At 72.7% G+C, this 25,903-nt stretch carries 16 protein-coding genes; 2 read left to right on the top strand and 14 right to left on the bottom strand.

Translation table 11 applies throughout. The features are described from left to right. The first annotated feature begins 119 nt into the window (after nt 1–119). Nucleotides 120–269: a hypothetical protein gene (locus tag AB0B33_RS38535; RefSeq protein ID WP_360781343.1), complete on the top strand. Its 150-nt coding sequence runs from the start codon at nt 120–122 to the stop codon at nt 267–269. A 32-nt stretch (nt 270–301) separates the two neighbouring features. After that, entirely contained in the window at nt 302–2,608 is a 2,307-nt protein-coding gene (locus AB0B33_RS38540; RefSeq protein WP_360781345.1) for an FdhF/YdeP family oxidoreductase, read from the top strand. Here the strand turns inward: AB0B33_RS38540 and AB0B33_RS38545 are convergent. From AB0B33_RS38545 to AB0B33_RS38610, 14 genes are all read right to left on the bottom strand, one after another. Continuing rightward, nucleotides 2,599–3,768, bottom strand: coding sequence for a thioester reductase domain-containing protein (locus AB0B33_RS38545; RefSeq protein WP_360781347.1), 1,170 nt, complete (start codon nt 3,766–3,768; stop codon nt 2,599–2,601). The two genes, AB0B33_RS38540 and AB0B33_RS38545, sit on opposite strands and share 10 nt — an antisense overlap. Further along, a complete protein-coding gene (locus AB0B33_RS38550; RefSeq protein WP_360781348.1) occupies nt 3,765–4,472 on the bottom strand; it encodes an alpha/beta fold hydrolase in 708 nt (235 codons plus the stop codon). The genes AB0B33_RS38545 and AB0B33_RS38550 overlap by 4 nt, the downstream gene beginning before the upstream one ends. Beyond that, complete coding sequence (locus AB0B33_RS38555) at nt 4,472–5,113, bottom strand: hypothetical protein (RefSeq protein ID WP_360781349.1); 642 nt, start codon at nt 5,111–5,113, stop codon at nt 4,472–4,474. The genes AB0B33_RS38550 and AB0B33_RS38555 overlap by 1 nt, the downstream gene beginning before the upstream one ends. Further along, nucleotides 5,101–7,953 (bottom strand): condensation domain-containing protein, encoded by a 2,853-nt coding sequence (locus tag AB0B33_RS38560; RefSeq protein WP_360781350.1) that lies wholly within the window; start codon nt 7,951–7,953, stop codon nt 5,101–5,103. The genes AB0B33_RS38555 and AB0B33_RS38560 overlap by 13 nt, the downstream gene beginning before the upstream one ends. Continuing rightward, nucleotides 7,950–14,207 (bottom strand): amino acid adenylation domain-containing protein, encoded by a 6,258-nt coding sequence (locus tag AB0B33_RS38565; protein WP_360781352.1) that lies wholly within the window; start codon nt 14,205–14,207, stop codon nt 7,950–7,952. Before AB0B33_RS38565 ends, AB0B33_RS38560 begins: the two co-directional genes overlap by 4 nt. Before the next feature lie 28 nt (nt 14,208–14,235). Further along, nucleotides 14,236–17,640: an AMP-binding protein gene (locus AB0B33_RS38570; RefSeq protein ID WP_360781353.1), complete on the bottom strand. Its 3,405-nt coding sequence runs from the start codon at nt 17,638–17,640 to the stop codon at nt 14,236–14,238. A 145-nt stretch (nt 17,641–17,785) separates the two neighbouring features. Beyond that, nucleotides 17,786–18,490, bottom strand: a complete 705-nt coding sequence (locus tag AB0B33_RS38575) for a hypothetical protein (protein ID WP_360781355.1) — start codon at nt 18,488–18,490, stop codon at nt 17,786–17,788. Continuing rightward, entirely contained in the window at nt 18,487–19,071 is a 585-nt protein-coding gene (locus tag AB0B33_RS38580) for an acyl-CoA dehydrogenase family protein (protein ID WP_360781357.1), read from the bottom strand. Before AB0B33_RS38580 ends, AB0B33_RS38575 begins: the two co-directional genes overlap by 4 nt. After that, on the bottom strand, nt 19,068–20,144 hold the full coding sequence (locus AB0B33_RS38585) for an acyl-CoA dehydrogenase family protein (RefSeq protein ID WP_360781359.1): 1,077 nt from the start codon (nt 20,142–20,144) through the stop codon (nt 19,068–19,070). Before AB0B33_RS38585 ends, AB0B33_RS38580 begins: the two co-directional genes overlap by 4 nt. Then, a complete protein-coding gene (locus AB0B33_RS38590; RefSeq protein WP_360781361.1) occupies nt 20,134–20,379 on the bottom strand; it encodes a phosphopantetheine-binding protein in 246 nt (81 codons plus the stop codon). The genes AB0B33_RS38585 and AB0B33_RS38590 overlap by 11 nt, the downstream gene beginning before the upstream one ends. A 29-nt stretch (nt 20,380–20,408) precedes the next feature. Then, entirely contained in the window at nt 20,409–21,896 is a 1,488-nt protein-coding gene (locus AB0B33_RS38595; protein WP_360781363.1) for an amino acid adenylation domain-containing protein, read from the bottom strand. Further along, nucleotides 21,893–23,026 carry an aromatic ring-hydroxylating dioxygenase subunit alpha gene (locus tag AB0B33_RS38600; protein ID WP_360781365.1) on the bottom strand — a complete coding sequence of 378 codons (1,134 nt, stop codon included), beginning with the start codon at nt 23,024–23,026 and terminating at the stop codon, nt 21,893–21,895. Before AB0B33_RS38600 ends, AB0B33_RS38595 begins: the two co-directional genes overlap by 4 nt. Before the next feature lie 49 nt (nt 23,027–23,075). Then, nucleotides 23,076–23,840 carry an LmbU family transcriptional regulator gene (locus AB0B33_RS38605; RefSeq protein WP_360781367.1) on the bottom strand — a complete coding sequence of 255 codons (765 nt, stop codon included), beginning with the start codon at nt 23,838–23,840 and terminating at the stop codon, nt 23,076–23,078. A 716-nt stretch (nt 23,841–24,556) separates the two neighbouring features. Then, on the bottom strand, nt 24,557–25,837 hold the full coding sequence (locus tag AB0B33_RS38610; RefSeq protein ID WP_360781369.1) for an MFS transporter: 1,281 nt from the start codon (nt 25,835–25,837) through the stop codon (nt 24,557–24,559). Nucleotides 25,838–25,903: the final 66 nt, after the last annotated feature.

Raw genomic sequence — 25,903 nt, forward strand, 5'->3', positions numbered from 1 at the left:
CACCACGGCCCGCACGCCGACTCGGCCGGCCTGCACCGGCTCGCGATCGCCCTCGTCGTCATCAGCGTGCTGCTGCTCGCCGTCACCATCGCCGACAAGGGACTCCGCGCCGCAAAAACATGACCACACCCCCATCGCGCACCCGGCACCACGGCCCGCACGCCGACTCGGCCGGCCTGCACCGGCTCGCGATCGCCCTCGTCGTCATCAGCGTGCTGCTGCTCGCCGTCACCGTCGCCGACAAGGGACTCCGGCGCGACCCCCGTTAGCGCGCACCGTCATCGAAGCGCACGATGAACACATGACCCGTGAAGCGCCGGCGCAGGACGTGGACGAAACCCGCCTCGAGGTGGGCAAGCCGAAGGGCTGGGCGGCCGGGATACCCGGGGTCGCCGTGTCGCTCGCGCGCAGCGTCGAGCAGATGGGCACCGGCCGGACGATCAAGGCGCTGCGGCTGCTGAACCAGCGCGAGGGCTTCGACTGCCCCGGCTGCGCGTGGCCGGAACCGCGTGAGGTCGACGGTGAGAAGCGCAAGCTCGCCGAGTTCTGCGAAAACGGCGCCAAGGCCGTCGCCGAGGAAGCCACCAAACGGCGGGTGGACCGCGAGTTCTTCGCGGCGCACCCGATCGAAGACCTGCGGGGCAAGACCGACTACTGGCTCGGCCAGCAGGGCCGGATCACCGAGCCGTTCGTGCTGCGCGAAGGCGCCACGCACTACGAACCGATCTCCTGGGACGACGCGTTCGAGCTCGTCGCCGGCGAGCTGAAGGCGCTGACCGACCCGAACGAGGCGTTCTTCTACACCTCGGGCCGCACCAGCAACGAGGCCGCGTTCCTCTACCAGCTGATGGTGCGCTCCTTCGGCACCAACAACCTGCCGGACTGCTCCAACATGTGCCACGAGTCCTCGGGCGCGGCGCTGTCGGCCACCACCGGTGTCGGCAAGGGCTCGGTGAGCCTGGCCGACATCCACAAGGCGGACCTGATCGTCGTCGTCGGGCAGAACCCGGGCACCAACCACCCGCGGATGCTCTCGGCGCTCGAAGAGGCCAAGGGCAACGGCGCGCGGATCATCGCCGTGAACCCGCTGCCCGAAGCCGGGCTGATGCGGTTCAAGAACCCGCAGAACGTCCGTGGCGTCGTCGGCAAGGGCACGCCGCTGGCCGACGAGTTCGCCCAGATCCGCCTCGGCGGCGACCTGGCCCTGTTCCAGGCCGTCGGGCACCTGCTGCTCAAGTGGGACGGGGAAGCGCCCGGCGCGATCGTCGACCGCGAGTTCGTCGATCGCGTCACCGAAGGGTTCGACGACTACGCGAAGCACCTGCGGGAGATCGACTGGCCCGAGGTCGAGCGCGCCACCGGGCTGCCGCGCGAGCAGATCGAGCGCGTCGCGCGGATGATCGCCTCCTCCGAGCGCACGATCTACTGCTGGGCGATGGGCCTGACGCAGCACAAGCACGCCGTGCCGACGATCTCCGAGATCGCGAACCTGGCGCTGATGCGCGGGATGATCGGCAAGCCCGGCGCGGGCCTGTGCCCGGTGCGCGGGCACTCGAACGTCCAGGGCGACCGGACCATGGGCATCTGGGAGAAGATGCCGCAGTCCTTCATGGACGCCCTCGCCGCGGAATTCGGCATCGACGTCCCGCGCGAGCACGGCCTGGACACCGTCGACGCGATCCGCGCGATGCGCGACGGCCGCGGCAAGGTCTTCTTCGCCGTCGGCGGCAACTTCGCCTCGGCGACGCCGGACACGGACGCCACCGAGAAGGCGCTCGAGTCGTGCTCGCTGACCGTGCACGTCTCGACGAAGCTGAACCGGTCGCACGTCGTCCACGGCCGCACGGCGCTGGTCCTGCCGACGCTCGGGCGCACCGAGCGCGACGTCCAGGCGAGCGGCGAGCAGTTCGTCACGGTCGAGGACTCGATGTCGCAGGTGCACACCTCACGCGGGCGCCTCAAGCCGGCGAGCGAGCACCTCCTGTCCGAGGTCGCCATCGTCGCCCGGCTGGCCGAGCGGCTGTTCGGCGCGGGCCACGCGGTGCCGTGGCGGACCTTCGAGACCGACTACGACCTGATCCGCGACCGCATCTCGCGGGTCGTGCCCGGCTGCCACGACTACAACCGCCGCGTCCGCGAGCCGGACGGGTTCGTCCTCCCGCACGCGCCGCGCGACTCCCGCGAGTTCACCGGCACGGCCAACGGCAAGGGCAACTTCACGGTGTCGGAGCTGGAGTACCCGCAGGTACCCGAGGGCCGGCTGCTGCTGCAGACGATGCGCAGCCACGACCAGTACAACACCACGATCTACGGCCTGTCCGACCGCTACCGCGGCATCGAGAACGCCCGCCGGGTGGTGCTGGTCAACCCCGACGACCTGGCCGAGCTGGGCCTGGCCGACGGGGCGATGGTCGACCTGGTCTCCGAATGGCGCGACGGCGACCGCCGCGCCCCGGCTTTCCGCACCGTGGCGTACCCGACGGCCCGCGGCTGCGCGGCGGCGTACTTCCCCGAGGCGAACGCGCTGGTCCCGCTGGACTCGGTGGCGGACAAGTCGAACACCCCGGTCTCGAAGGCGATCGTGGTGCGCCTCGAACCTCAGCCCTGAGTCACCCGCGGCAGGGCCGTCGGGGCCGGGAAACCCCCGGTCCCGACCAGGTACCGCAGATAGCGGGTGATCAGCTCTTCGTCGACCGGCGGGCAGCCGGGCGACGGCAGGGCCCGCTCGACGTTGCGCTGGTCGAAGACCGGGTCGCTGGTGTCCAGGACGCTCGGCACCAGGGCGTTGACCAGGGCGACGCGCTGCACGCCGGGGTCGGCGGACGCCCGCACCAGGTCGGTGAACGCGCTCTTGGACACCACCCGCAGGGCATAGCCGTCGCTCCGCAAGGCCGCCAGCACCGTGCCGAACGGGATCCGGGCGGAGTTCGCCAGGTGGTAGGTCCGGCCCAGTGCCGACGGCTGCCGGACCAGCCGGACCAGCGACCCGGCGACGTGGTCGGCCGGGACGAGGTCGATCAGGACGTCGCCCGTGGTGTCCGGGACGGCGCCGACGAGGACCAAGGCCCGCAGGAGCTGCCAGAACGCGTCGTCGGCCGTGCCGGCGCCGGTCCGGGAGTGGCCGGCGATCCGGCCCGGGCGGTAGACCGAAGCCGGGATCCCGCGCGACGCCGCGGTGCGCACCAGGCGCTCGGCCACCCATTTCGTGCGCAGATAACCGATCGGGGCGACGTCTTCCAGCGCCACCGCCCGGTCTTCGCGGATCGCCGGCACCGGCCGGGGAGGAATCGCGACGCCCGCCGAGGACACGTAGTGCACGGGCGTGACGCGATATCGCGCGGCGAGCCGGAGGATCTCGTGGGTCCCCTCGACGTTCGCGGCCTTCAGCGGCGCGTACCCCTCCGCGAGGTTGACGCGGGATCCGTTGTGGACGATCGCGTCCATGCTTTCGGCGAGCAGCCCCGCCGTCAGCGGGTCCAAGCCCAGCGAGGGCCGGTCGAGGGCGCCGCCGACCACCGCCACGCGGTCCTCATCACCTTCGCGCGCGAGCCCGTACCGCGCCAGGTTCCGGTGCACGCGCTCGGCTTCGCCGCGGACCAGGCAGAACACCGTGGCGCCGGTGCGGTCCAGGAGCTCGCGCAGCAGGAACGCGCCCAGGAACCCGGTCGCGCCGGTGAGCAGGATCCGCTCCGGCGGACCGGACCGCGCGGGTGCGCTGCGGGCCCCCGTCACCGACTCGTCGGGCACGGCGTCGTCCTGCGGCGTCACGGCGTGCCCAGGTCGGCGCGGACGAGGTCGGCCAGCGCCCGGGTGTGCTGGTCGACGAAGAAGTGATCACCGGGCAGCACCCTCGTCCGGACGTCTTCGGCGTGCTCCCGCCAGGCCAGCAGGCCCGCCAGCGGCACATCCGGGTCGCTGGTGCCACCGAATGCACTGATCGGCGCCGCCACCCGGGCGGTCGAGGGACGGTAGGTGTCGGCGACCTGCCAGTCGGCGCGCAGCCGCGGCAGCAGCAGGTCCAGCAGGTCTTCGTCGTCCAGCACCGCCGCGGGGGTGCCGTTGAGCCGCCGCAGTTCGCCGACCACCTCGTGCCGGGGCAACCGGTACGTCGTCCCGTCGCCGGTGAGCGTGCCCGGCGCGACGGCCCCGGAGACGAACAGCCGCTCGGGCCCGGTCCGGTGGGCGAGCTCGTACGCGATGAGCGCGCCCATGCTGTGCCCGAAGAGAGCGAATGGCCCGTACCCCGAAACGACCTCCACCAAGCTGTCGACGAGGTGGTGCAGGTCCGTCGCCGGGGCTTCGCCCACGCGGTTCTCGCGGCCCGGCAGCTGGACCGGCACGATGTCCACGTCGCGGTCGCGGAGCTGCCACCACGGGTGGTACGAGCTCGCCGCGCCACCGGCGTAGGGCAGGCAGAACAGCCGGACGCGGGCCTGTGCGTCCGGTTCGCCGTAGGGGAACCAGGGCTGCATCAAAAGCTCTCCTCGACGCACAGGCCGGCCGCGTCGGCCAGGACTCCCTCGAACTCCGCCAGCAGGTCGTCCGCGTCGGCCGCGGCCACCAGGACCAGGCCACCGGAAGCATCGGCGGTGAGGTGGTGGCGGTAACGGGTGAAGTGCTCCGCGGGCTCCAGCGGGACGAAGTCGACGGCGGCCGGTTCGTGCCCGGCGTCGTGGTCGAACGCGCAGTCCTCGCCGGCCACCTGCTCGTACAGGGAGCGCAGGAGCTCGACGAGGGTGCACCCCCGGTGCTCGGCCAGCGTGCGCAGGCCCTCGAGCACCTCGGCCGGGATCCGGTGGCGAGTCACCGTCGCCGGGCGCAGGCTCCCCCGCGCGGCGGCCGGGCGCCGGAGCAACGAGGACGGCAGGCCCTCGGCGAAGTCGGCGTAAACGGTCCTGAGTGCGTTCAGCAGCAGCGCTTTCGACCGCTCGTCCGGCACCGGCAGGGTCAGCGTGTGCCGGCCGGGGCCGAGGCGGACCAGGCTGGGCTCACCCCGGGCCGGACCGTCGCCACCGAGTGTCAACGCGGTGGCCGCCCCGAGATCGGCGAGCGCCCGCACCAGGGCGTCCACGTCGAGTGGCCCGGTCAGCTCGACGGCCATCACGGCAGGCACCCCCGGAACACCGCCATCCCGTCGTCGGCCGCGCCACCGGCGACGAACTCGCCGGTCCCCGGCAACCGGACCAGGTCGCCCAGCAGCAACGACCTCGGCGCCGCGAGCTCCGTCCACCGGTCCCCCGTCCAGCGCAGCAGGCGGCCCGGGTCGCCGTCGCCCCCGCCGGCCGCGTACCACGCGTCGCCGGCGCGCACAATGCTGTTGATCCGGCCCGACAGCCCGGAACCTTCGGTGGTGTCCGTCCACTTGCCGCCGTCCCAGCGCAGCGCCAGGCTCGCCGACGCCCTCGCGCCGAGAACCCAGACGTCGTCCGCCGCCAGTGCGGCCACGCGGATCACCTCGGCGTCCGCCGGTAGGTCCACGGTGGACCAGTCGCCGTCCCAGCGCAGCACCACCGACTCGGTGGTGCCGTCGCCGAGCGAGCGCATGGTGGAGACCCAGAACTCGTCGGGGCCGGCGGCGCTGAGGCAGCCGTGCAGGGTCTCCGCGGGCAGGGTCAGCGGCACCGCGCGGTGCTGCCACTCCGTACCGTCCCAGCTCGCGACCGACAGCGGCTCGTCGGCCGTCGCCGGTCGGAGCAACGTCCGGACCATGCCGCCGGTGGCGATCACCGAAGCGCAGTCGAAGTCCGCCGCCCGCTTCCACCGGGAGCCGTCCCAGTGCAGCAGGCCCGCCCGTCCCGAAAGCCAGACGTCGTCCGCCGCGGCCGCGGCGATCCCGACCACCCGGCGCAGTTCGGGGTGGTCCACGGCCGTCCACGAGTGCCCGTCCCGGTGCAGGACCACCGAGCCGGCGTCGGACTGGCCGGCCGCCCACACGTCGTCGGCGCCGAGCGCGGCGACGTTCCAGAGGTGCCCGGGCCCGCCGGCCGGCAGCTCCTCCCGCCGCCAGCCCGAACCGCTGCCGCCGCCCGACGCCGCCCTGACGAGCGCGGCGAGCCCGCTCACCGTCGGGTTCTCGAACACTTCCGTCATCGGGATCTCGACGCCGAGGAGCTTGCGCAGCTCCCAGTTGACCTGCATGGCCGCCATCGAACTGCCACCCAGGGCGAAGAAGTCGTCCGACGGCGACGGGTCGTCGACCCCGAGCACCTTCGCCCAGACCTGCGTGACGATCTGCTCGACGTCGTCGCCGAGTGCCGCGGGGGCCTCGTGCACCGGCTGTGCCCGGACGCCGTGCACCTCGTAGCCGCCGCCGTCGAGCAGGTCGAGGCGGCCGTCCGCGCGCCAGCGGGCCCGGCGGCCGAGCGGCCGGCGCCCGTGGTCGTCGACGACGACCAGGTCCCCGGGCACGCCGACGGCGACGGACTCGCCGCGGGAGTCGGTGATGTCGATCCGCTGGGCGCCGCGGAACAGCGCCAGGTCGGCGCGTTCGACGGCGTCGGTCATCGGCAGCCGGGACAGCGGACGGCCCGGGTCGGCCACGATCGCCGAGCAGAGCTCGGCGAAGTGCACGGCGAGCCGCCGTGCCGTGGCGGGCTCGAAGATGTCGCCGTTGTACTCCAGCCGCACGGCCAGCCCGCCGGGGACGTCGTCGATCAGCACGGTCAGGTCGTGCTTGGCCGTCGGCGGGTCGAACGGGAGCTCCTCGACCTTGCACCCGGGCAGCTCGATCCGGCCGGGATCGCCGGTCTGCAGGCCGAACATCACCTGGTACACGGGGAGCCGGCTCGAGCTGCCCGAGCCCTGCACCGCCCGCACGACGTGCTCGAACGGCACGTCGCCGTGCGCGAACGCCGCCAGTGCCGCGTCCCGCACCCGACGCAGGAACTCCTCGAACGACGGGTCCCCGGTCACGTCCGTCCGGATGGCGAGCGTGGTGACGAAGAAGCCGATGGCGTCGCGGAAGCTCCGGTGCTGCCGGTTGGCCATCGGGATGCCGACCACGACGTCGCGCTGGCCGCTGTGCCGTGCCAGCAACGTCTTCAGCACCGCGAGCAGGGCCATGAACAGGGTGGCGCCGTAGCGGCCGGCGAGCTGCTTCAGGCCCGCGGCCACGTCGGCGGGCACGGTGAACCGGATGGTGCCGCCGGCGAAGGAGCGTTCCGCGGGCCGGGGCCGGTCCGCCGGCAGGTCGATCTCGACCGGGGCGCCGCGCAGGTACTCCCGCCAGAACTCCAGCTCGGCCGGGTCGGTCCGGGCGAACCGGTCCTGCTGCCAGCGCGCGAAGTCCCGGTATTGGACGCCGGGCTCCGGCAGCGGCGACGGCTCGCCGGCGGCGAACGCGGAGTACAGCTCGGCGAGCTCGCCGAACAGCAGGCCCATCGACAGCGCGTCGCCCGCGATGTGGTGCATCGTGATCACGAGGTCGTGCTCGTCCTCGTCGTGCCGCACCAGGGTCAGCCGGACGAGGACGTCCCGGGTCAGGTCGAAGCGCCGCAGGGCGGACTCGGTGGCCACCTCGCGCACGTCCCGGGCGCCGACCACCCGCACGGGCACCGCGAAGTCCTCGATCACCCGCTGCACCGGAACGCCTTCGTGTTCGGTGAAGCAGGTCCGGAGGACCTCGTTGCGCCGCACCAGTTCGGTGAAAGCGCGTTCCAGCGCGGCCGGTTCGAGGGCACCGGTCACGTGGAGCACGGCCGTGACGTTGTACGCCACGCCGCCGCCCGGGAGCTGGTCGAGCAGCCACAGCTGCTGCTGCCCGAACGACAGCGGCGCGTCCTGGCCCGCCGGCGCCGCGAGCTCGTCGAGCAGCTCGGACTTGTGCTCCCGGAGCAGGGCGCGGATCTCGTCGGTCAGGGTTCCCGGCTGGGACCGCACCACGAGCCGGTCGCCGGTGACCTTCAGCGAAATGCCCTTCTCGGTGAGCCACCGCACGAGTTCGCCGGTCGTCACAGCTCCTCCTCCACCCAGTCGTCTTCGGCGGGTCGCCGGTCGATCAGCGCCGCCAGGCCGCCGACCGTCGGCGTTTCGAAGACCTCCCGCACGCCGACCCGGACGCCGAACTCCTCCTCCACCCTGGCCAGCAGCCGGATGGCGATCAGCGAGTCACCGCCCAGCACGAAGAAGCTCTCGTCGGTGCCGACCTCGGACAGGCCCAGCGCTTCGGCCCAGAGCCCGGCGAGCTTGTGCTCGGTCGCCGACGCGGGCTTGGTGCCCGAGCCGGCCGCCGGGGCGTCGGGCACCGGCAGCCGGCCGCGGTCGACCTTGCCGTTGGCGCTCAACGGAAGGCTGTCCAGGTGCACGACCGTCGCGGGCACCATGTAGGGCGGGAGCTGCTCGCGGAGGTGCCGGCGGAGGTCTTCGGCGTCCACTTCGGACACGACGTACGCCACCAGCCGCCGGTCGCCCTTGACCACCGGCGCGGTCACGACCGCGTCCTCGACGCTCGGGCGGCGCAGCAGGACCGACTCGATCTCGCCGAGCTCGATCCGGTTGCCGTTCACCTTCACCTGCAGGTCGTCGCGGCCGAGGAACTGCAGGATGCCGCCCGGCCGGTACCGCCCCCAGTCGCCGGTGCGGTAGAGCCGCTCACCGGTCACCGGGTGGGTGATGAACTTCTTCGCCGTCAGCTCGGGGTCGTCGAGGTACCCCACCGCCAGGCCGGCGCCGCCGATGAACAGCTCCCCGGGCACCCAGGCCGGCCGGGGCTGCAGGGCCTCGTCGAGCACGGCGAACGTCTGGTTGGCCAGGGGTTTGCCGTAGGGCACGCTCGGCCACCCGGGCAGCGGCTCGCCGACGCGGTGGAAGTTCGACCAGATGGCCGCCTCGGTGGCGCCGCCCATGCCGATCACCTCCGCGTCCGGCGCGCACGCGCGGATCTCGCCGGGCAGCGTGAGCGGGATCCAGTCCCCGCTGAGCAGCACGACCCGCAGCGACGCGAGGGAAGCGGGGTCGCCCAGCTCGGCCCACTGGACCGCCAGCCGCATCAGCGCGGGCACCGAGTTCCACACCGTCACCTGGTACTTGGCCACGAGCTGCAGCCAGTGCGCGGGATCCAGCTCGGCTTCGTGGTCGGGCACCACGAGCGTCCCGCCGGCGCCGAGGACGCCGAAGATGTCGTACACCGAGAGGTCGAAGCTCAAGCTGGACAAGGCGAGCGCCGTGTCGTCGCCGGTGATCCCGTACCGCCGGTTGACGTCGAGGAGGGTGTTGACGGCACTGCGGTGGTCGATCACCACCCCCTTCGGCTTGCCGGTCGAGCCGGACGTGTAGATCACGTACGCCAGGTCTTCCCCGGACCGCGTCGTCGACGGCGGCGCGGCCGCCGGCACCCGGTCGGCGAGCACGACCGCCGGGGCGTCCTCGAGCTCTTCGACCAGGTCCAGGTTGGCGGACCTGGTCACCACCGCCCGGACACCGGCCTCGCGCAGCAGCAGCGCGCGCCGGGCGGCGGGCAGCCGGACGTTCACCGGCAGGTAGGCCGCGCCCGCCCGCAGCACGCCCAGCACCGCCGCCACCTGCTCCCAGCTCTTGTCGAGCATGACCGCGACGAGCTCGCCCTCGGCCACGCCGCCGGACCGCAGTGCCGCGGCGACGGCCCCGGCGCGTTCGGCGAGTTCGCCGTAGGACAGCGTCCGCCCCGCCGCGTACACCGCGATCCGGTCCGGCTCCCGCTCGGCCACCTCGAAGAACGGTTCGTGCAGCAGCGGCACCCGCTCCCAGTCGTGCGCGGTCGCGTTGGCGGCCCGCTGGTCCCGGACATCGGCCGGCGAGCGGAAGTCGGTGCGGCGGTCCGCCCAGGTGCCCTCGTCCGCGGCGAGCCGACCCAGGAACGCCTGGTAGGCGGCGAACATGTCGTCGAGCACGCCCTCCGGGAAGAGCGCCGGCACGACGTTCCAGACGAGGTCCACGCCGCCGTCGCGTTCGACCACGACGTGGTCCAGCCACACCTGCGGGGTCTGACTGGTGCTCTCGGCCAGTTCACCGAACCGTTCGAAGCCCCAGCCGCCGTTGCCGTCGTCCAGCACGCTGGTGAAGACCACGGGCATGGTCGCGCCCGTGCGGCCCTCGCCGCCGGCCCGCACCCAGTCCCGCTGCACCCGGATGCCGCTGTAGTGGCGGTGGTCCAGGTCCGCCCACAGCCGCGACTGCAGGGCCCGCGCCTTGTCCGGGAAGGTCCCCGGCGCGCGGAAGTCGACTTCGAGCAGGGTCAGCGACGTGAAGTCGCCGACGACGTCCGGGACCCGCTCGTGCAGCGGCAGCCGGTTGAACAACGTGAGGTTCACGCAGAAGTGCCGGCTCCGGCTCCAGGCCGCCAGCACCTCGGCGTACGCGGCCAGCAGCACGTTCGACGGGCTCAGCCCCTCGGCGGCGGCCCGGCGGCGCAACGCCGTCCAGGTGGCGGGGTCGAGCCGCGCGGCCAGCCGCGCGAACACCGGCGTGCCGGTCTCCTCGCGCACCGGCAGGTCCGGCCCGGCGGGCAGCTCCGGGATCCGCGCCTGCCAGTAATCGCGGGAGCGGCGGTAGCGCTCGGTTCCCTCGATGCGCTGTTCCGCCAGTACGTAGTCGCGGAAGTCGAGGCCGACCGGCGCCCACTCCGCGGCCGGGTCGTCGTACGCCCGCGCCCACTCCCGCAGGACCTGACGCAGGCTGGCGCCGTCGGCCACCAGGCCGTCGAAGCTCAGGTGCAGGCGCGAACGCCCGGGCAGCCGGGTCAGCCGGATGTCGAACAGCGGCCACCGGTCGGCGGGCAGGACCTGGTGCGACATTTCGGCGCGGACCGCGGCCAGCTGCTCCGGGGCGCAGACGGCGATTTCGTAGCGGGGTACTTCGGGCAGGACGCGCTGGCTGGTGCCGTCGAAGACCGCGCGCAGCATCGGGTGGCGCCGGACGACGGTGTTCCAGGCGTCGGTGAGCCGGTCCGCGTCGAGTTCTTCCCCTTCGAGCTCGAAGTAGCCGTGCGCCGACACGCCCCCGAGCGTGAAGTCCGTGCGCCGGCCGAGGAGGTACGCCTGCTGGACGTCGGTCAGCGGGAACGGCTCGTCGGCCGCCGCCGGATCGGGGACGACCTGGGGGTAACCGGCTTCCTCCGCCGGCCGGCCGATCAGCGCGGCCATCGCGGCCACGGTCGGGTGGTGCAGGATCTGCGAGAGCGACAGCTCGGCGCCGAGGCGCTCCCGCACCCGGAACGCCAGCCGCGCGGCGAGCAGGGAATGCCCGCCCAGCGCGAAGAAGTCGTCGTGCACCCCGACCTCGGACAGCTCCAGCTCCGTGCACAGGATGGCCGCCAGCTCCCGCTCCGCCGCGGTCCGGGGCGCGGCTCGCTCCGCGACCGATGCCGTGCTCAGGGCCTGCCGGTCGATCTTCCCGTTGGGGGTCAACGGGAACTCGGTGACGAAGTGGATCGCCGACGGCCGCAGGTGACCGGGCAGGCCCTCGTCCACTCCGGACGGCGGATCGGCCGGGTCCCGCGGCAGGACGTGGGCGATGATCCGCCGTCCGGACACGGTCGCCACCGCGTGCCGCACGTCCGGGTGCGCGGACAGCAGGGCCTCGACCTCGCCCAGCTCGATCCGGAACCCGCGGATCTTGACCTGCCGGTCACGCCGGCCCAGGAACTCCAGGCTCCCGTCCGGCCGCCACCGGGCGAGGTCCCCCGTCCGGTAGGCCCGGCCGGAACCGAACGGGTCGTCGACGAACTTCTCCGCGGTCAGCTCCGGCCGGCCGAGGTACCCGCCGGCCACGCCGGCACCGCCCACGACCAGTTCGCCGACAGCGCCGTACGGCACGAGCCGGAGCGCGTCGTCGGTCACGTAGACCCGCGTGTTGCGCAACGGCCGGCCGATCGCGGGCCGGCGGCCGTCGGGGCGGCAGCGGTGGGCGGTCGCGCACACCGTGGTCTCCGTCGGGCCGTAACCGTTGTAGAAGGCGACGTGCTCGCTCCACGTGCGGGCCAGCTCGGCCGGGCACTCCTCGCCCGCGGCGACGACGTGGGTCAGCGTCGGCACGTCGCCGGGGGCGATCGTGGCCAGCACCGACGGCGGCGCGGTCAGGTGCGTGACCCCGCCGCCGGCGACGACGGCGGCGAGCTCCGCCCCGGCGAGCGTCAGCTCGGGCGGCGGGAAGTGCAGGGTCGCGCCCGAGCCGAGCGCCATCACGAGCTCCCAGACCGACGCGTCGAAGCCGATCGGGGCGAACTGCAGGACGACGCTGCCCGGGCCGGCGCGCAGCTCTTCGCGTTGCCACTCGGCCAGGTTGACCAGCCCGCGGTGGCCGACGCGGACGCCCTTGGGGGTGCCGGTCGAGCCGGACGTGTAGATCAGGTAAGCGGTCTCCGGGACCGTCGGCGGCGGCAGCGGCGTGATCTTGATCCCCGGCGACAGCCCGAGGACCGGCGCCGGCGCGGAGCGTTCCCAGGCGAACACCGCGTCCTTCGCGACCGGGCCGGGCTCAGGCACACCTGAGCTCCCGTGCAGCACGGTCTGGCCGACTTCCAGCACTGTCACGCCGGAAAGCCGTTCGGCGAGACCGGGTTCGCTGAGGACGACCGCGGCCTCGGTGTCGGCCAGCATGAACGCGATCCGGTCGGCGGGCAGGCCGGGGTCCATGGGCAGGTAGGTCGCGCCCGCCTTCAAGGTGGCGAGCACGGCGACGGCGAGCCGCGGGCCCTTGCGCAGGTGCACGCCGACCCGGTCGCCGGCCCGCACACCGTTGGCCAGCAGCAACTGCGCGGTCTCGCCGGCGAGGTGGTCCAGCTCGGCGTAGGAGAGCTCCACGCCGTCCGCCGTCACCGCCGCCGCCCGCGGGGACTCGGCCACCCGGGCCGCGATCAGCTCGTGCGCCGACTCTGCGGAAAGCTTCGCGGACCGGCCGGCGCCGAGCTCGACGAGCTCGGCGTGGGCGGCGGTGTCGAGGACGTCCAAAGTGGACAGAGGACGGCCGGGGCCGGCCAGCGCCGACTCCAGCAGGCACGCGAAGCTGCGGCCCAGCCGCGCGATCGTCGCCGCGTCGAACAGCTCGGTGCGGTACTTGAAGACCGCCCGCAGCGACGAGCTCGTCTCGACCACTTCCAGCGACAGGTCGAACTGCCCTTCCTGCTGTGGCAGGGGATACGCGGACAGCTCGAGCCCCCGGTACTCGCGCACGACGCCGGGGTCGCCTTCGGCGTGCATGTCGAGCAGCGCGCCCGAGCTGGCCGCCGACTGCATGCTGAACGCGATCTGGGCCAGCGGGGCCCGGCTGGGGTCCCGGGGCACGTCGAGCAGGCCGACGAGCTTCGGGAACGGGTAGTCGCGGTGGGTCATCGCCCCGATCACGCGGTGGTGTGTCGCCCGCAGCAGGTCCCGGAACGTGCTGTCCGGTTCGCACCGCGCCCGGACCGGGACCGGGTTGACGAAGTAGCCGGTGACGCCCTTCAGCGCCCCGACCAGGTCCGGCATCGTCGGGCAGGCGAGCAGGAAGTCGGGTTGCCCGGTGCACCGGTGCAGCAGCGCCTGGAAAGCGGTCAGCAGGACCGTGAAGGGGCTGACCGCCTCCTCCCGCGCGAGGGCGCGCAGCTTCGCCCCGACGTCCAGTGGGACGACGTGGGTGGCGCCGGCGAAACTCTGGCGCAGCGGCCGCGGCCGGTCGGCCGGGAGTTCGAAGATCGTGGGCGCGCCGGCGCATTCCCCGGTCCAGTACCGTTCGAGCCCGGCCACGCGATCCGAGGACAGTGTCCGCCGCTCGTCGTCGACGAAGTCGGCGTAGGTCGCCTTCAGCTCCGGCAGGTCATGGCCGGTGTAGCGGTCCAGCAGGTCGCGCAGCAGCACGCCCTGGGAGACGAAGTCCGTGGCGATGTGGTGCGTGACCAGCAGCAGGACGGACTCCTCCTGGCACACGACCGCCCGGAACGGGCCGCGCCGGCCGAGGTCGAACGGTTCGGCCGCCGCCGCGAGGTCGGACCGGACTTCGAGACGCACCAGGCTCGCCGGGCGCACCACCCGCCCCGGCCGGCCTTCGTGCTCGACGAAGACGGACCGGAGCAGGTCGTGGCGCTCCGCCAGGCCGGTGACGGCGTCGGCCAGCCGCGGGATTTCGAGGCCGGACCGGAACCGGACGGCCAGCACGACGTTGTAGGACGCGCTGTCCGGCGCGTAGCGGTGCAGGAACCACAGCGCCTCCTGCCCGGCGGACAACGGCAGCATCGACGAAGGCGTCGAATCGGGCATTACTCCCCCACCCAGGAATCGGGACCGGTCAGCGGTCGAGTTGCGCGGAAAGGGCGTCGATCGTCGGGTACTCCCAGAGCAGCGCCGACGGCACGGTCAGGCCGTGCTCGTCGTGCAGGGCCCCGACGAGCTCGGTGACCGCGACGGAATCGAGCCCGTACCGCGGGAACGGCGTGTCCCCGGCGACTTCGGAAGCGGCGATGCCGAGCTTCGCGGCCACCCAGCGGACCAGCCAGTCGCGCAGCCCGTTCTCGGCCGGGTGGTCCGGGGCGGCGGCCGCGGCAGTTTCGGCGTAGTCCTCGCGCAGGTACGGGTCCAGCTCGTCGTCCAGCCCGGCCGGTGTCTGCTCCACGACACCGATCGCGGCCTCGTACCCCTCGACCGCGGCGGAGACCGCGTCCGCGCCGGCGCACGCCGGAACGTCCAGCGCCTTCGCGACGGCGTCGTCGAACTTCCGCCGCGCCCACGGTTCCGAGTGGTCGTCCGCCGCGTGCCGCCGGACCGCCGTCAGCAGGATCGCCCTCGCCGCGACCTCGCCGAGCAGGTCGTGGGCGCGGCGCACGCGGTCGGCCGCGGGGAGGACGGCGAAGGTCCGCTCGCAGTGGCCGAGCACCCGGGCCACCAGGTCGGCGTCGACGAGGCCGGCACCGCCGCCCGCCGCCACGAGCGAACCGAGGTGCATCCGCAGGCTCTCGGTCGGCCCCTCGAAGATCCGGAGCACCCGGGCGTCCCGCAGCAGCCGCGGCAGCACGTTCGTCTCGACGTAGCCGCGGCCGCCGGTGGCCTGCACGGCGCCGTCCACGACCTCCCACAGCAGCTCCGGGGTGAGCACCTTCACCGCGAGGAACGCCGTGTCCGGGGGCCGGCACCCCCCGTCCAGCTCTTCGGCGATGTCGTGGACCAGGGCTTGCACGGCGGTCACCGCCGCGATCGAGTCCGTCATCCTGGCGAGCGTGACCGGGTTGTCCAGCAGCCTCCCGGTGCCGACTTCGCGGCGCCGGGCGTAGCGGTGCTGCAGCTGCAGGGCACGGCGCATCGCCCCGAGGCAGAGCGCGCCGATCATCAGGCGAGTGCGCATCATGGTCTCGTTCGCGACGGTTTCCCCGTCACCGAGGCGTTCGGTGGCGGGGACTTCGTCGAAGCGCAGCGCGTTCTGCACCATCGCGCGCAGGCCCATGGTCGGCGCTTCCTTGCCGATGCGCAGCCCGGGCGCGTCCACCGGCACCACGAAGGCCGCCAGGCCCCGCGGCCGGTCTTCGGCATCGCGCGACTGGGCGAAAGTGACGAGCACGTCCGCCCAGGAAGCGTTGCCGCTCCACGACTTGTCCCCGGTGATCGTCCAGTGCCCCGGCGCGCCTTCGCGAGCCGTGGCCCGGATGGCCTGCATCGCCGAGCCCGCGCCCGGCTCCGTCACGGCGAACGCCGCGAGCGAGCGGCCCGACGCGAGATCGGGCAGCAGCGCGGCCTTCAGCTCCGCGCTGCCGTACCGCGCGATCGGGTACACGCCCAGCGCGTTGTTGTCGCAGACGAAGGTGGCCAGCGTCAGGTCGATCGCGGCGAGCTGCTCGAGCACCCGCAGCGTCGCGCCGGTGTCCAGGCCGAGCCCGCCGTACGCCGACGGGATCTGCATGCCGAGCAAACCCTTGCGCCCCAGTGCGAGGACGATGTGCGGTGCGATGGTGCGGCGCTCGTCCATCAGCCGCGAGTCGACCCGCCGGGCCCCGAACTCGCGCAGCCACGCCAGCAGGCCCTCGACCCGGGCCGGTTCCCGGGAGCCGGTGGCGAGCTTCAACCGGCCCTGCTCGTACCCGAGGCGGCACGCGGTGCGCTGGATCTTGCCGCTGGTGGTCCTGGGCAGGGAATTGCGCCGGACCGGCACCACCCGGTGCACCGCCAGCTCGTGCTCCCGCCAGACCGCCGACTCGATCCCGGCGGCCAGCTCGTCCGCACCCGCCGACGCGAGCAAAGCTTCGTCGACCTCGACGACCACCACGAGCTTCTCCGCGCCGGCGTGGTCGACGCCGATCGCGCACGCCGACGACACCCGGAGGCCGGGGTGGCTCTCCTCGGCGGTGTACTCGATGTCCTGCGGGTAGTGGTTCTCGCCGTTGAAGATCAGCAGGTCCTTGTGCCTGCCGGTGACGTACAGCTCGCCGTCGTGCAGGAAACCGAGGTCTCCGGTGCGCAGGTAGCGCTGCGGGCCCTCGCCGCGGATGGTGGCGTGGAACGTCGCCGCGGTCTGCTCGGGCCGGTTCCAGTACCCCTTGGTGACCGAGGAACCCCGGATCCAGATCTCCCCGACCCGGCCTTCGGGCCGGGCCTCGCCGCTGTCGGGGGCGACGATCCGCACGACCGTGTCGCCCTGGGTGCGTCCGCTGGTGACGGCCGGCAACCCGCCCTCGGCCTCGCCGACCGGCACGGCCCGGCCTTCCTGCAGGGCTTTCGCCGACAGCCACAGGGTGCCGGCCATCCGCCCGGGCGTGCTGCCGGCGACCTTGAGGGTGGCTTCGGCCAGTCCGTAGCCGGTGCCCAGCGCGTTCGGGTCCAGACCGGTCTCGGCGAAGGTGCGCGCGAACCTCGCGAGGGTCGCCGACCGGACCGGCTCGGCGCCACTGAGCGCCAGCTTCCAGCCGGACAGGTCGAGCGTGCGGCGTTCCTCGGCGGAAATGTGGCTGACGCAGCGTTCGTAGGCGAAGTTCGGGGCGATGGCGTGCGTCGCCCGGAACCGGGAAATGGCTCGCAGCCACCGCACGGGTTTGCGGACGAACGCCTCCGGCGAAAGCAGGTACGCCGGCATCCCGGTGAACACCGGGAAAACCAAGCCGAACAGCAGGCCCATGTCGTGGAACATCGGCAGCCAGGAAACGACCGCGCCGTCTTCGACACGGGTCCACAATTCGTCCATCTCGGCGGCCTGGTGCCAAAGATTGGCGTGCGTGACCATCACGCCTTTGGGGTCCCCCGTCGAGCCCGAGGTGTATTGCAGCAGTGCGACGTCGTCCGGGTCGATCTCGCGGTAGTGCCAGTCGGCCGCCGGTTCCGTCCATTCGTCGGTGACCAGCCAATCGAGGTCTTCGGTCGCCGCTTCACCCAGTCCTTCGGCGACGCGTTCACGAGTCGACATGTCGGTGAGGACGGTGGTGGTCATGGCGTCCCGCGCGATGTGGGTGGTGCGGCGCAGCGCGCCGGTACGCACCGGGACCGGCGTCGGCACGGCGATGACACCGGCGTAGACGCAAGCCAGGAAGGCGATCTGGAACTCCTCGCCGCCGTCGTAGGCGAGAAGCACCGTCCGCCCGCGCAGACCACGCTCCACCAGGGCTGCCGCACGTGCCCGGGCCGCCGCGTCGAGACCGGCGTAGTCGATGGCGGGCAACGGTTCTTCACCGTTGACGAGGAACGTGAAAGCCGGCGCCCGCGGCGCCGAGCGCACCCGGGCCAGCAGAAGCGATTGGATGTCACGTTTCCGGACATCGACGCGCGAAAACCCCGACACGAAAATCCCCCTCATTCGCGTTTCATGATCAACAGCAAACGTAGCAAGGCCTTTGCCGGCCCCACAGGACCCAACCGGGTGATCATTTATCGGAAGCGCATGCCCCCTTTCCTTCCGCCACGGGGATTTCGACACTCGCGCGGAACCCCCACCCGAGCAGGTGGTTCCGCAGAAATGCCCGGACTTCGGGTGACTCCAAGGTGCCCTGCTCGGGCGTGAAGCGACGGACTCGCGCCCGATCCGGGTCGGCCAGGAGGTTTTCCAGTGCGGGCAAGCGCTTTCCGGCTATCACGGTCACCTCACCGGCCGGCGCCGCGGGCTCGGCCGCGGCCGCCGCGGCGAGGAAGCGCAGCCAGGCCCGGTAGCGGCCGAACAGTTCGTCGACCATCTCGAAAGCCTGGTCGTCGGCGCCGTGCACGGCGGCCAGTTCGTCGCGCACCGCCGCGAACGCGATCTCGACGTCGTCGGCGGGCGGGGCGCCGAGTGACGCGCAGACGGCCGTGACGTCCCGGCGGACGGCTTCGGGTGTGACGGCGTCGGCGTCGATCAGCACGAGATCGGCGCCGGACAGCTCGGCGATGTGGGCGCCGAGCGCGGCGCACGAACAGTACGCGAGCACGGTGCCGGGTTTCCCGGCCGCCAGTTCCGCGGCTTGCCGCCGCACCGTCAGCGGTCCGGCGACGTGGCGGCCGATCGGATCGAGCCGGTTCAGCGGGAACTCGGTCGCGAGGAAGCCGAAGTCCGCGGTTTCCCGCACCGCGCGGAACTCCAGGGCGAGCACGGTCATCGGCCCACCCGCCGCCACAATTCGCCCGGCGAGCCACATACGTCCGGCAGACCGTAGGCAGCCCGGTAGAGCCGCGTCACGACCGGTTCGCTGGTGCCCGCCGCACCGAAGATCTGGACGAGTTCGTGCGCACAACCGACCGCCGCGGTCACGCAGACGGCGGTCGCCACGTACACCTGGTCCGCCGGCGGCTTTCCGCGATCGCGCGACCACGCCGTCCGCCAGAGGCCCACCCGGGCGCAGGCCAGCTCGACCGCCGCGTTCGCCAGGCGGTGGGCCACTCCCTGGTGCTCGATCAGCGGTCGTCCCGCGACCGTCCGGTCTCCCGCCCGGCGCTGTGCCAGCTCCAGGCACTTCCGGCCCACGCCGACGGCGTACGCCGCACCGCGGAGGAGGTCCTCCCGTGGGAGGTCGAACCCGGCGACGAGCGCGCCCAGTTCCTCGAACGCCAGGCACCACTCGAAAGCACCCGCCGGGCGCGCGCCGGCCGCCTCGACGGTTTCGCTCGCCGGTCGCCCGCCCGGCGACTCGCGCAGTGCGGTCACCAGGTCGCGCTGCGCCGGATCCAGGTCGAGGTTCACCGCAAGGCACCCCCGATCGGGTACTCGTTCGCGATCAGGTCCAGCTGGAGTTCCTGCGCTCCACCGGAGATCGTGAACTCCGGCGCCTCCGCGACCGCGGCGGCGACCCCGCCGGACCCGGCGCCCAGCTCCAGTCCCGCCCACCGGGCCACCGACTGCGCGGCCCGGCCGCAGACCAGCTTGGCGTACGCGACGGCGAATTCGTCCATCGCGAACCGCGTGGCGCTGTTGACCGCGTGGTAGGCGACGGCTCGGGCGTTGCCCACCTCGAACCGCAGCCGGGCGAGGTCGGCCGCCATCGCCCGCCGGCGGATCTCCGGCAGGCCGCGCACCTCGCGCTCGGCCGCGGCGAGCCACCGGGTGGCGCAGCTCAGGTAGTCGAAGCCGGCGCGTTCGAAGCCGATCGCGCGTGGCAGCAGCCGCCAGCCCAGGTGCGGCCGCCCGAGCAGGGCGTCCGGGCCGACACCGACGTCGTCGAAGGTCACCGTGTGGTACGGCTCCCCCGCAGCACGGGGCACCGGGGTGATCGTCACGCCGGGCGCCGCGGGATCCACGAGGAACAAGCTGATCCCGTCGTAGGGGCTCGCACCCTCACGGGTGCGTGCGGACACCAGTGCCAGCCGCGACCACGGGGTGAACAGGCTCCACGTCTTGCCACCGCGGATCCGCCAGCCGTCACCGTCGGGAGTGGCTGCCGTCGTGATGGCGGCGAGATCGGTGCCCGCGTCCGGTTCCGACAGGAGCAGGCTCGCGTACAGCCGTCCCGAAGCGATCTTCGGCAGCCACCGCGCACGTTGTCCGCCGGTGCCGCTTTCGAGGATCGAGCACCCCACGGCCTGCACCGTGACCAGGTGCGCGACGTCGGGCAGCGCCAGCGCCCCGATCCGCTCGCACACCGCCGCGTGGTCGGCGAGCCGCAACCCCCGGCCGCCGTACTCCTCCGGGAAGTGCACGGCGAGCAGCCGCTCGTCACCCAGCCTCGCCATGACTTCCCGCGGCTCGCCGCCGGCCGCCGCCACCCGGTCGACGGCGGCGGCCAGTCCCGCCTGCCGCTCGTCCAGCTCATCGCGCACGAGGGTCCTCCTCGGGCCGGATCGCCGCGGCGAAATCGGCCAGCACCGGGTTCTCCAGCAGGAGCGAAACCCGCAGCCGTTGCCCGGTCGCGCGCGCGAGCCGGCCGACCAGGTGCATGGCGAGCAGGCTGTCGCCGCCCGCGGAGAAGAAGTCGTCCTCGAGCGAAAGGTCCTCGGACTCCAGCAGCTCGGACGCCGTCCGCAAGGTCAGCGCCGTCAAGTCGTGTCCGGGCATCACGGTCCTCCCCACAGTCCTCGGTGCACTCATCGCGGCAACGCGCTGCCGGTGCCGATCGCCGAACCCGCCAGGACGCGGCGGTCGACTTTGCCGGCGGTGGTCAAGGGCAACGCCTCGAGCCGGCGCCAGACGGCCGGCACCATGTGGCGGGGCAGCCGGTCGCCGACGAAGCCGGCCAGCTCCGCCGAGCTCGCCGACCGGCCGGGGACGAAAGCCACCACGGCGACCAGCCGGGTGCCGGTCGGGCTCGCGTGCGGCACCACCACCGCCGCGGCGACGCCGGGGTGTTCGAGCACCCGGGCCTCGACCTCGCCGAGCTCGACCCGGAAGCCACGCACCTTGACCATGTGGTCGCTCCGGCCGTGGAACACGATTTCGCCGTTCGCGTCGAGGGCGCCGAGGTCACCCGTGCGGTACATGCGCTCGCCGGGCACGGCCGGATCGGCGACGAACCGCTCGGCGGTCTGCGCGGGCCGGCCGAGGTAACCCCGGGCCAGGCCCGGGCCTCCGACGTAGATTTCCCCGACCGTGCCCACCGGTGCTGGTGTGAGGTCGCCGGTGAGCACGGTCGCGCGCATGCCCGGCACCGCCGTCCCGATCGGCACCCGCGGTTCCCGGTCGCGGCCGGTGCAGTGGTGGACCGTGCACCACACCGTCGCTTCGGTCGGGCCGAATTCGTTGAACAGCGGGACATCGGGCAGCTCGTCGAGGTGCCGCCGGAGCAGCCGGTACGGCAACGACTCCCCGCCGAGCACGACGCAGCACAGGCCCCGCAGGTCGCTCGCGTGGAACTCGAGCAGCATCGCGTACTGCGAAGGCAATCCGTCGAAGTGGGTGACCCGTTCCCGCGCCACGAGCTCGGCGAGCAGGCCGGGGTCCGCCTGTTCCGCCGGCGACGGCAGCACGACCCGGCCGCCCGCGAAGAGCGTGAAGTAAAGGCCCGCCACCGCGGCGTCGATCGTCAGCGGCGCGGTGACGAGGTAGACCATCCGCTCGTGCGGGTAGACGGTGAACCGCGCGCCGGTCGACCGCACCGCCGCGGCGTGCGTCACCACCACCCCCTTGGGCCGGCCCGTGGAGCCCGACGTGTGGATCACGTAGGCCACCTGCCCGGGGTTCGCCGGCGCGGGCGGCTCGTCGCGCTCCGGGCCGTCGACCGGCACGAACGGCGCCGGGATCGCCGCGGCCGGTTCCCGGGCTCCCGTCACCGCGGTCAGGGCCGCGTCCGCCGCGATCTCCCGCAGCCGCTCGGCGGGCAGGCTCGCCGCCAGCGGCACGTACCCGCCGCCGGCGATCAGCACGCCGAGGAACGCCACCAGCGCGTCCACCGGCCGGTCGACGACCACGCCGACGAGGCGCTCCGGACCCACGCCGGCCGCCCGCAGCCGCGTCCCGAGCCCGCGCGCCCGCCCCGCCAGCTCGCGGTAGGAAAGCGTCACCGGCCCCGCGGTGACCGCGACGGCGTCCGGCGTCTCGGCCGCGCGGGCGAGGACGACCTCGTGCAGCGTCGTCACCGGTCGGCCAGCCCCTCGAGCAGCCAGCGCTGGAACTGCCAGATCGGCTTTTCCAGCGGGGCGAACGAGCCGGACGCCGCGAAGGTGCTTCGCAGTCCGGCTTGCACTCCCCGGCAAGCCGCGGAATCTTCGCTCTGGAGCACGTCGATCGCCTGCATGCTGGCGGCCGCGAAGTCCTCGATCCCCGGCTGCGCGGCCTGGTCGGGCCGGACCAGGACGTGCCAGGTGATCCGGTGCTTCCCGGCCGTCTCCGGGGTGAGCTCGAGCCAGAACGCCGAGCCGCCCTGCGCTCCGGCGCACAGGAACGGGAACACCGTGAAGATCTGGTTCACCCCGGCCCGCTCACCGTCCACACCGGACATCGGTGACCCCTGCAGTGCGAGGTACTCCGGAGCGCACCGGCTGATGCTCGAGTTCCACGGCTCTCCGCCGTTGTCCAGGCACCGGCTGTCGCGGGACGGGAGGAACGGCTCGAGGCTTTCGCGGTGCAGCCCGAGGTGGTGGTAGCACTCGCAGAAGTTCTCCACCGTGATCTTCCAGTTCCAGTCCGCCTCGTAGGTGCGGCTCGCCACCACCGTGAGGTCGGTGAAGTCCCATCCCGCCAGCGATGCCGAAAGCGCGGGGATCCGGGCGGCCAGCGACGGCGCCGAGCCGTCGAGGTTGACCATGATCCAGCCCTGCCAGACTTCGTGCCGGATCTCGGGCAGCCGCACGGCGTCCCGGTCGAACGAGCCGTTCTCCAGCATCATCGGCGCGCCGCCGAGCGAACCGTCGAGCCGGTAGCTCCAGAGGTGGTACGGGCACTTCAAGGTCTGGCAGCTGCCACGGCCTTCGGCGATGGGCATGGCCCGGTGCCGGCACACGTTCGACAGCACGCGCAACACCCCCGCCTTGTCCCGCACCGCCACCAGCGGCTCGCCGAGCAGCTCGGCCGCCAGGTAGTCACCGGGCCGCGCCACCTGCGCCACCCGGGCGAGCGGCAGCCACTGGGCGCGCATGACCCGCTGCTCCTCGAGCTGGTACAGCTGCTCGTCGAGGTAGAACGCGGGCGGCAACGTGGTCGCGGCGTCGAACTCCGCGGCCGTGCCGCCTGCCTCGTAGACGCGGTCGCGAATCGTCACCGCGGTCATCACGCCACCTCCTCGCTGATGTCTACATAGGACGAAACTACGCCGGAGGTCACCGCTCCGGACCGCATTCGACGATCGCGTCCAGGTTGACCAGGATCCACTCCTCGAGGCTGCGCCGGCTCCGCGCCGCCGCCCGCTTCCACTGGCTCATCCGTTCGCCGCTCAGCTCGATGCGCAGGCTGACGCTCGGCGTCACCCTTTTCCGTTCGCCGGGGTCGTAACTGTCCTTGACCTGTTTCCGGAGGTCGTTCCTCGACCACTCGAACTTTTCCGCCAGCCGCAGCCAGTGGTCCTGGTCGGCCGCCGGCAGGGCGGCCACCTCCACGTGGTGCTGGAAACTCAGCGAACGGCGACGCCGGTCGGGATCGAACTTCCGCGCGATCCAGGCGTAGTTCCGGAGCGTCTGGTAGTCGAGCCGGGTTTGCGCGATCGCGTACCGGTACCGATCCGGGTATTTGCTTTGACCGTACACCAGCCAGTCGCCGATCCACCACGCCGAAGCGTCGAAGATTTCCGTCAGCCGGTGCCCGATCCCGATCCATTCGTCCAGGGGCAGTTGTTCCGGTAAGCGCAGCCGGTCGGCGCCGACGACGATGCCCGGGTGGGTCGTGGGATTCGTCCAGCCGGCCAAGCCGGTGTTGTCGGTGCTGTTGTGGGAAATGACGAAATCACCTACCACGGCAAAGGTCACTTTCGAGCGTGACTCCGATATCGGGAACGACCCGCGCTCACGCGGGCAAGGAGACGCGCCACGAACGGAGAGCGCATTTCGCGGACCGCGCGTGCGCGTGACGGAAAACCCCGGTGCCGGCACCCGTGAACCAGGAGCCGAAGCGGAAGACCGAGTCAGGGAACGGCGGTGATCAGCACACCGGCGCGGCGGAAAAGTGGCACGAGACCGCGCGGTCACTCGTCTGCCACTTCCGGCGCCGCCGGCTGGACAGCTGCGGACGTCCGGACCGGACCGGGCCACCGGCCGGACGCGGCCCCACGAGCGGCCGGGTCACGTTCGCCTTGGCCGGCAAGCTGAAACCGGTCCGGCGGTCGCGACGCCCTTCGGCGGCGACTCGCTCGACGACCGGTCCACGACGATCAGGCTCTCGCCCCTCCACTTTGCTCTCCCCCTCCGGAAAACGATTTCTGCGCGCGCCGCAAGAACCCGGGACAGCAGATCTCGATCGATCCTCGGCTGGACCACCGGCGCGCGTTTCCCGCACCCGGTCCAGTCCGGCCTGTCAGCCAGCGGGAGGAGTGGCAGCACTCCATCGCCGTCCGGCGACAGGGGCCCTCCCCGTCTGACGCCGCGATCAGCTCGGCCTGCCCGAGCTTAGCCACGTTGATCACGCCGCGGCAACCCGACCGGACGACAGTTCGCCTGATTCGCCCAGCATGATCAGCTCAGGGGTGGGCCCGGCCGACCGGAATCGCCCCGTCGTTGGTCCGATCGAGTCAAGCTGCCGGAAAACGGCGGATTTTCGCTACACAACGAAAGCAATCCGGACGTTTTCGGGAACGGCCCGGAAAACGCTGTCAAGATGCCGGACGCACTTGCGGCTGTACCGCCGCGGCCGGCAGGTTCCGGTTCGTCCTGATCGGACTGACGACGATGATGAGCGTCGCGGCGAGCAGCACGGCCATCAGCGCCCACACCGCGCCCCGCGGCCCGGCCAGCGCCCCCAGCGCACCGGCGAGCAGCGCGCCCGCCGCACTGGAACCGTTGGCCAGCAGGCTGCTGAACGCGACGACGCGCCCCTGCACGGGCCGTGGCGGGTAGGTTTGGCGGAAGCTCGCGGCGAGCACGTTCGCGGCCACCACGGCCGCGCCGATGGCGATCCCGCCCACGGCGGGCAGGATCAGGCCCGGGCCGCCCGTGGCCATCGGGATGAGGAAACCGAGCGGAGCCATGGTCAGCAGTGAGATCAGCATGCTCCGCGCCGTGCCCCAGCGGCGCGCGAGCCAGGTCGCGACGGCCGCGCCCAGCACCCCGCCGACGCCCGAGGCCGCCACCAGGAACCCCACCGCCGCCGGGGAAACACCCACCACCTGCACGAAGAACACGACCTGGATCGCCTGGTAGCCCGTCAGTGCGACGTTGGCGACCGCGCTGAACAGGGCCAGCGGGCGCAGGTACCGGTCACGGACGACCCATCGGAGCCCGGTGGCGATCTCCTGCCGCAACGTCGTGCCCCGCGGGGCGACCGGCCGAGGCGGCTCTTGCGTGCGGATCGCCCGCAAGCACACCGCGGACACCAGGAAGGTGGCCGCGTCGACGAGCAAAGCGGACACCGGTCCGACGCCTTGCGCGATCAGGCCGGCCAGACCACGTCCGGCGATCTGCGCGACGGATTCGCTGCCCTGCAGCTTCGCGTTCCCCTCCGGCAGGTCGGCGGCGGGCACGAGCACCGGCAGGTACACCCGGTAGGCCGTGGTGAACAGCACGCTGCACGTCCCGGTGAGCAGGGCCACCGCCACCAGGTGGCCGACGGTCAGCCGGCCGAGCCAGGCCGCGGCCGGGACGCTGAGGAACGCCGCCGCGGAGACGAGGTCGCAGAGGAGCATCACCGGCCGGTGTGGCAGGCGGTCGACCCACGCCCCGGCGGGCAGGCCGAACACCAGCCACGGCACCCAGACGGCGGCGGCGATCAGGCCCACGGTGAACGGGCCCGCGTGCAACGCGAGCACGGCGACCAGGGGCAGTGCCACCGTCGTCACGTTGCTGCCCAGCTTGCTGGTCGTCTCGCCCGCCCACAGCAGGCGGAAGTCGCGGTGGCGCCACAGCCCACCCCGTTCGCGGCGCGTGCGTCCCGGCAAAGCTTCCCTCCCGACAGCGGCCCGCCGTGCTCTCGCCGGACCGCAACGGCCGCTCCGGCAGTATGC

Source organism: Amycolatopsis sp. NPDC049159, from assembly GCF_040648295.1.
Classification (GTDB): domain Bacteria; phylum Actinomycetota; class Actinomycetes; order Mycobacteriales; family Pseudonocardiaceae; genus Amycolatopsis; species Amycolatopsis pretoriensis_A.

Bases quoted from the DNA above. Each gene is read 5' to 3' on its own strand.
- AB0B33_RS38540 (WP_360781345.1), top strand. From the start codon at position 302: ATGACCCGTGAAGCGCCGGCGCAGGACGTGGACGAAACCCGCCTCGAG.
- AB0B33_RS38565 (WP_360781352.1), bottom strand. From the start codon at position 14,207: ATGCCCGATTCGACGCCTTCGTCGATGCTGCCGTTGTCCGCCGGGCAG.
- AB0B33_RS38590 (WP_360781361.1), bottom strand. From the start codon at position 20,379: ATGCCCGGACACGACTTGACGGCGCTGACCTTGCGGACGGCGTCCGAG.
- AB0B33_RS38550 (WP_360781348.1), bottom strand. From the start codon at position 4,472: ATGCAGCCCTGGTTCCCCTACGGCGAACCGGACGCACAGGCCCGCGTC.
- AB0B33_RS38575 (WP_360781355.1), bottom strand. From the start codon at position 18,490: ATGACCGTGCTCGCCCTGGAGTTCCGCGCGGTGCGGGAAACCGCGGAC.
- AB0B33_RS38535 (WP_360781343.1), top strand. From the start codon at position 120: ATGACCACACCCCCATCGCGCACCCGGCACCACGGCCCGCACGCCGAC.
- AB0B33_RS38600 (WP_360781365.1), bottom strand. From the start codon at position 23,026: ATGACCGCGGTGACGATTCGCGACCGCGTCTACGAGGCAGGCGGCACG.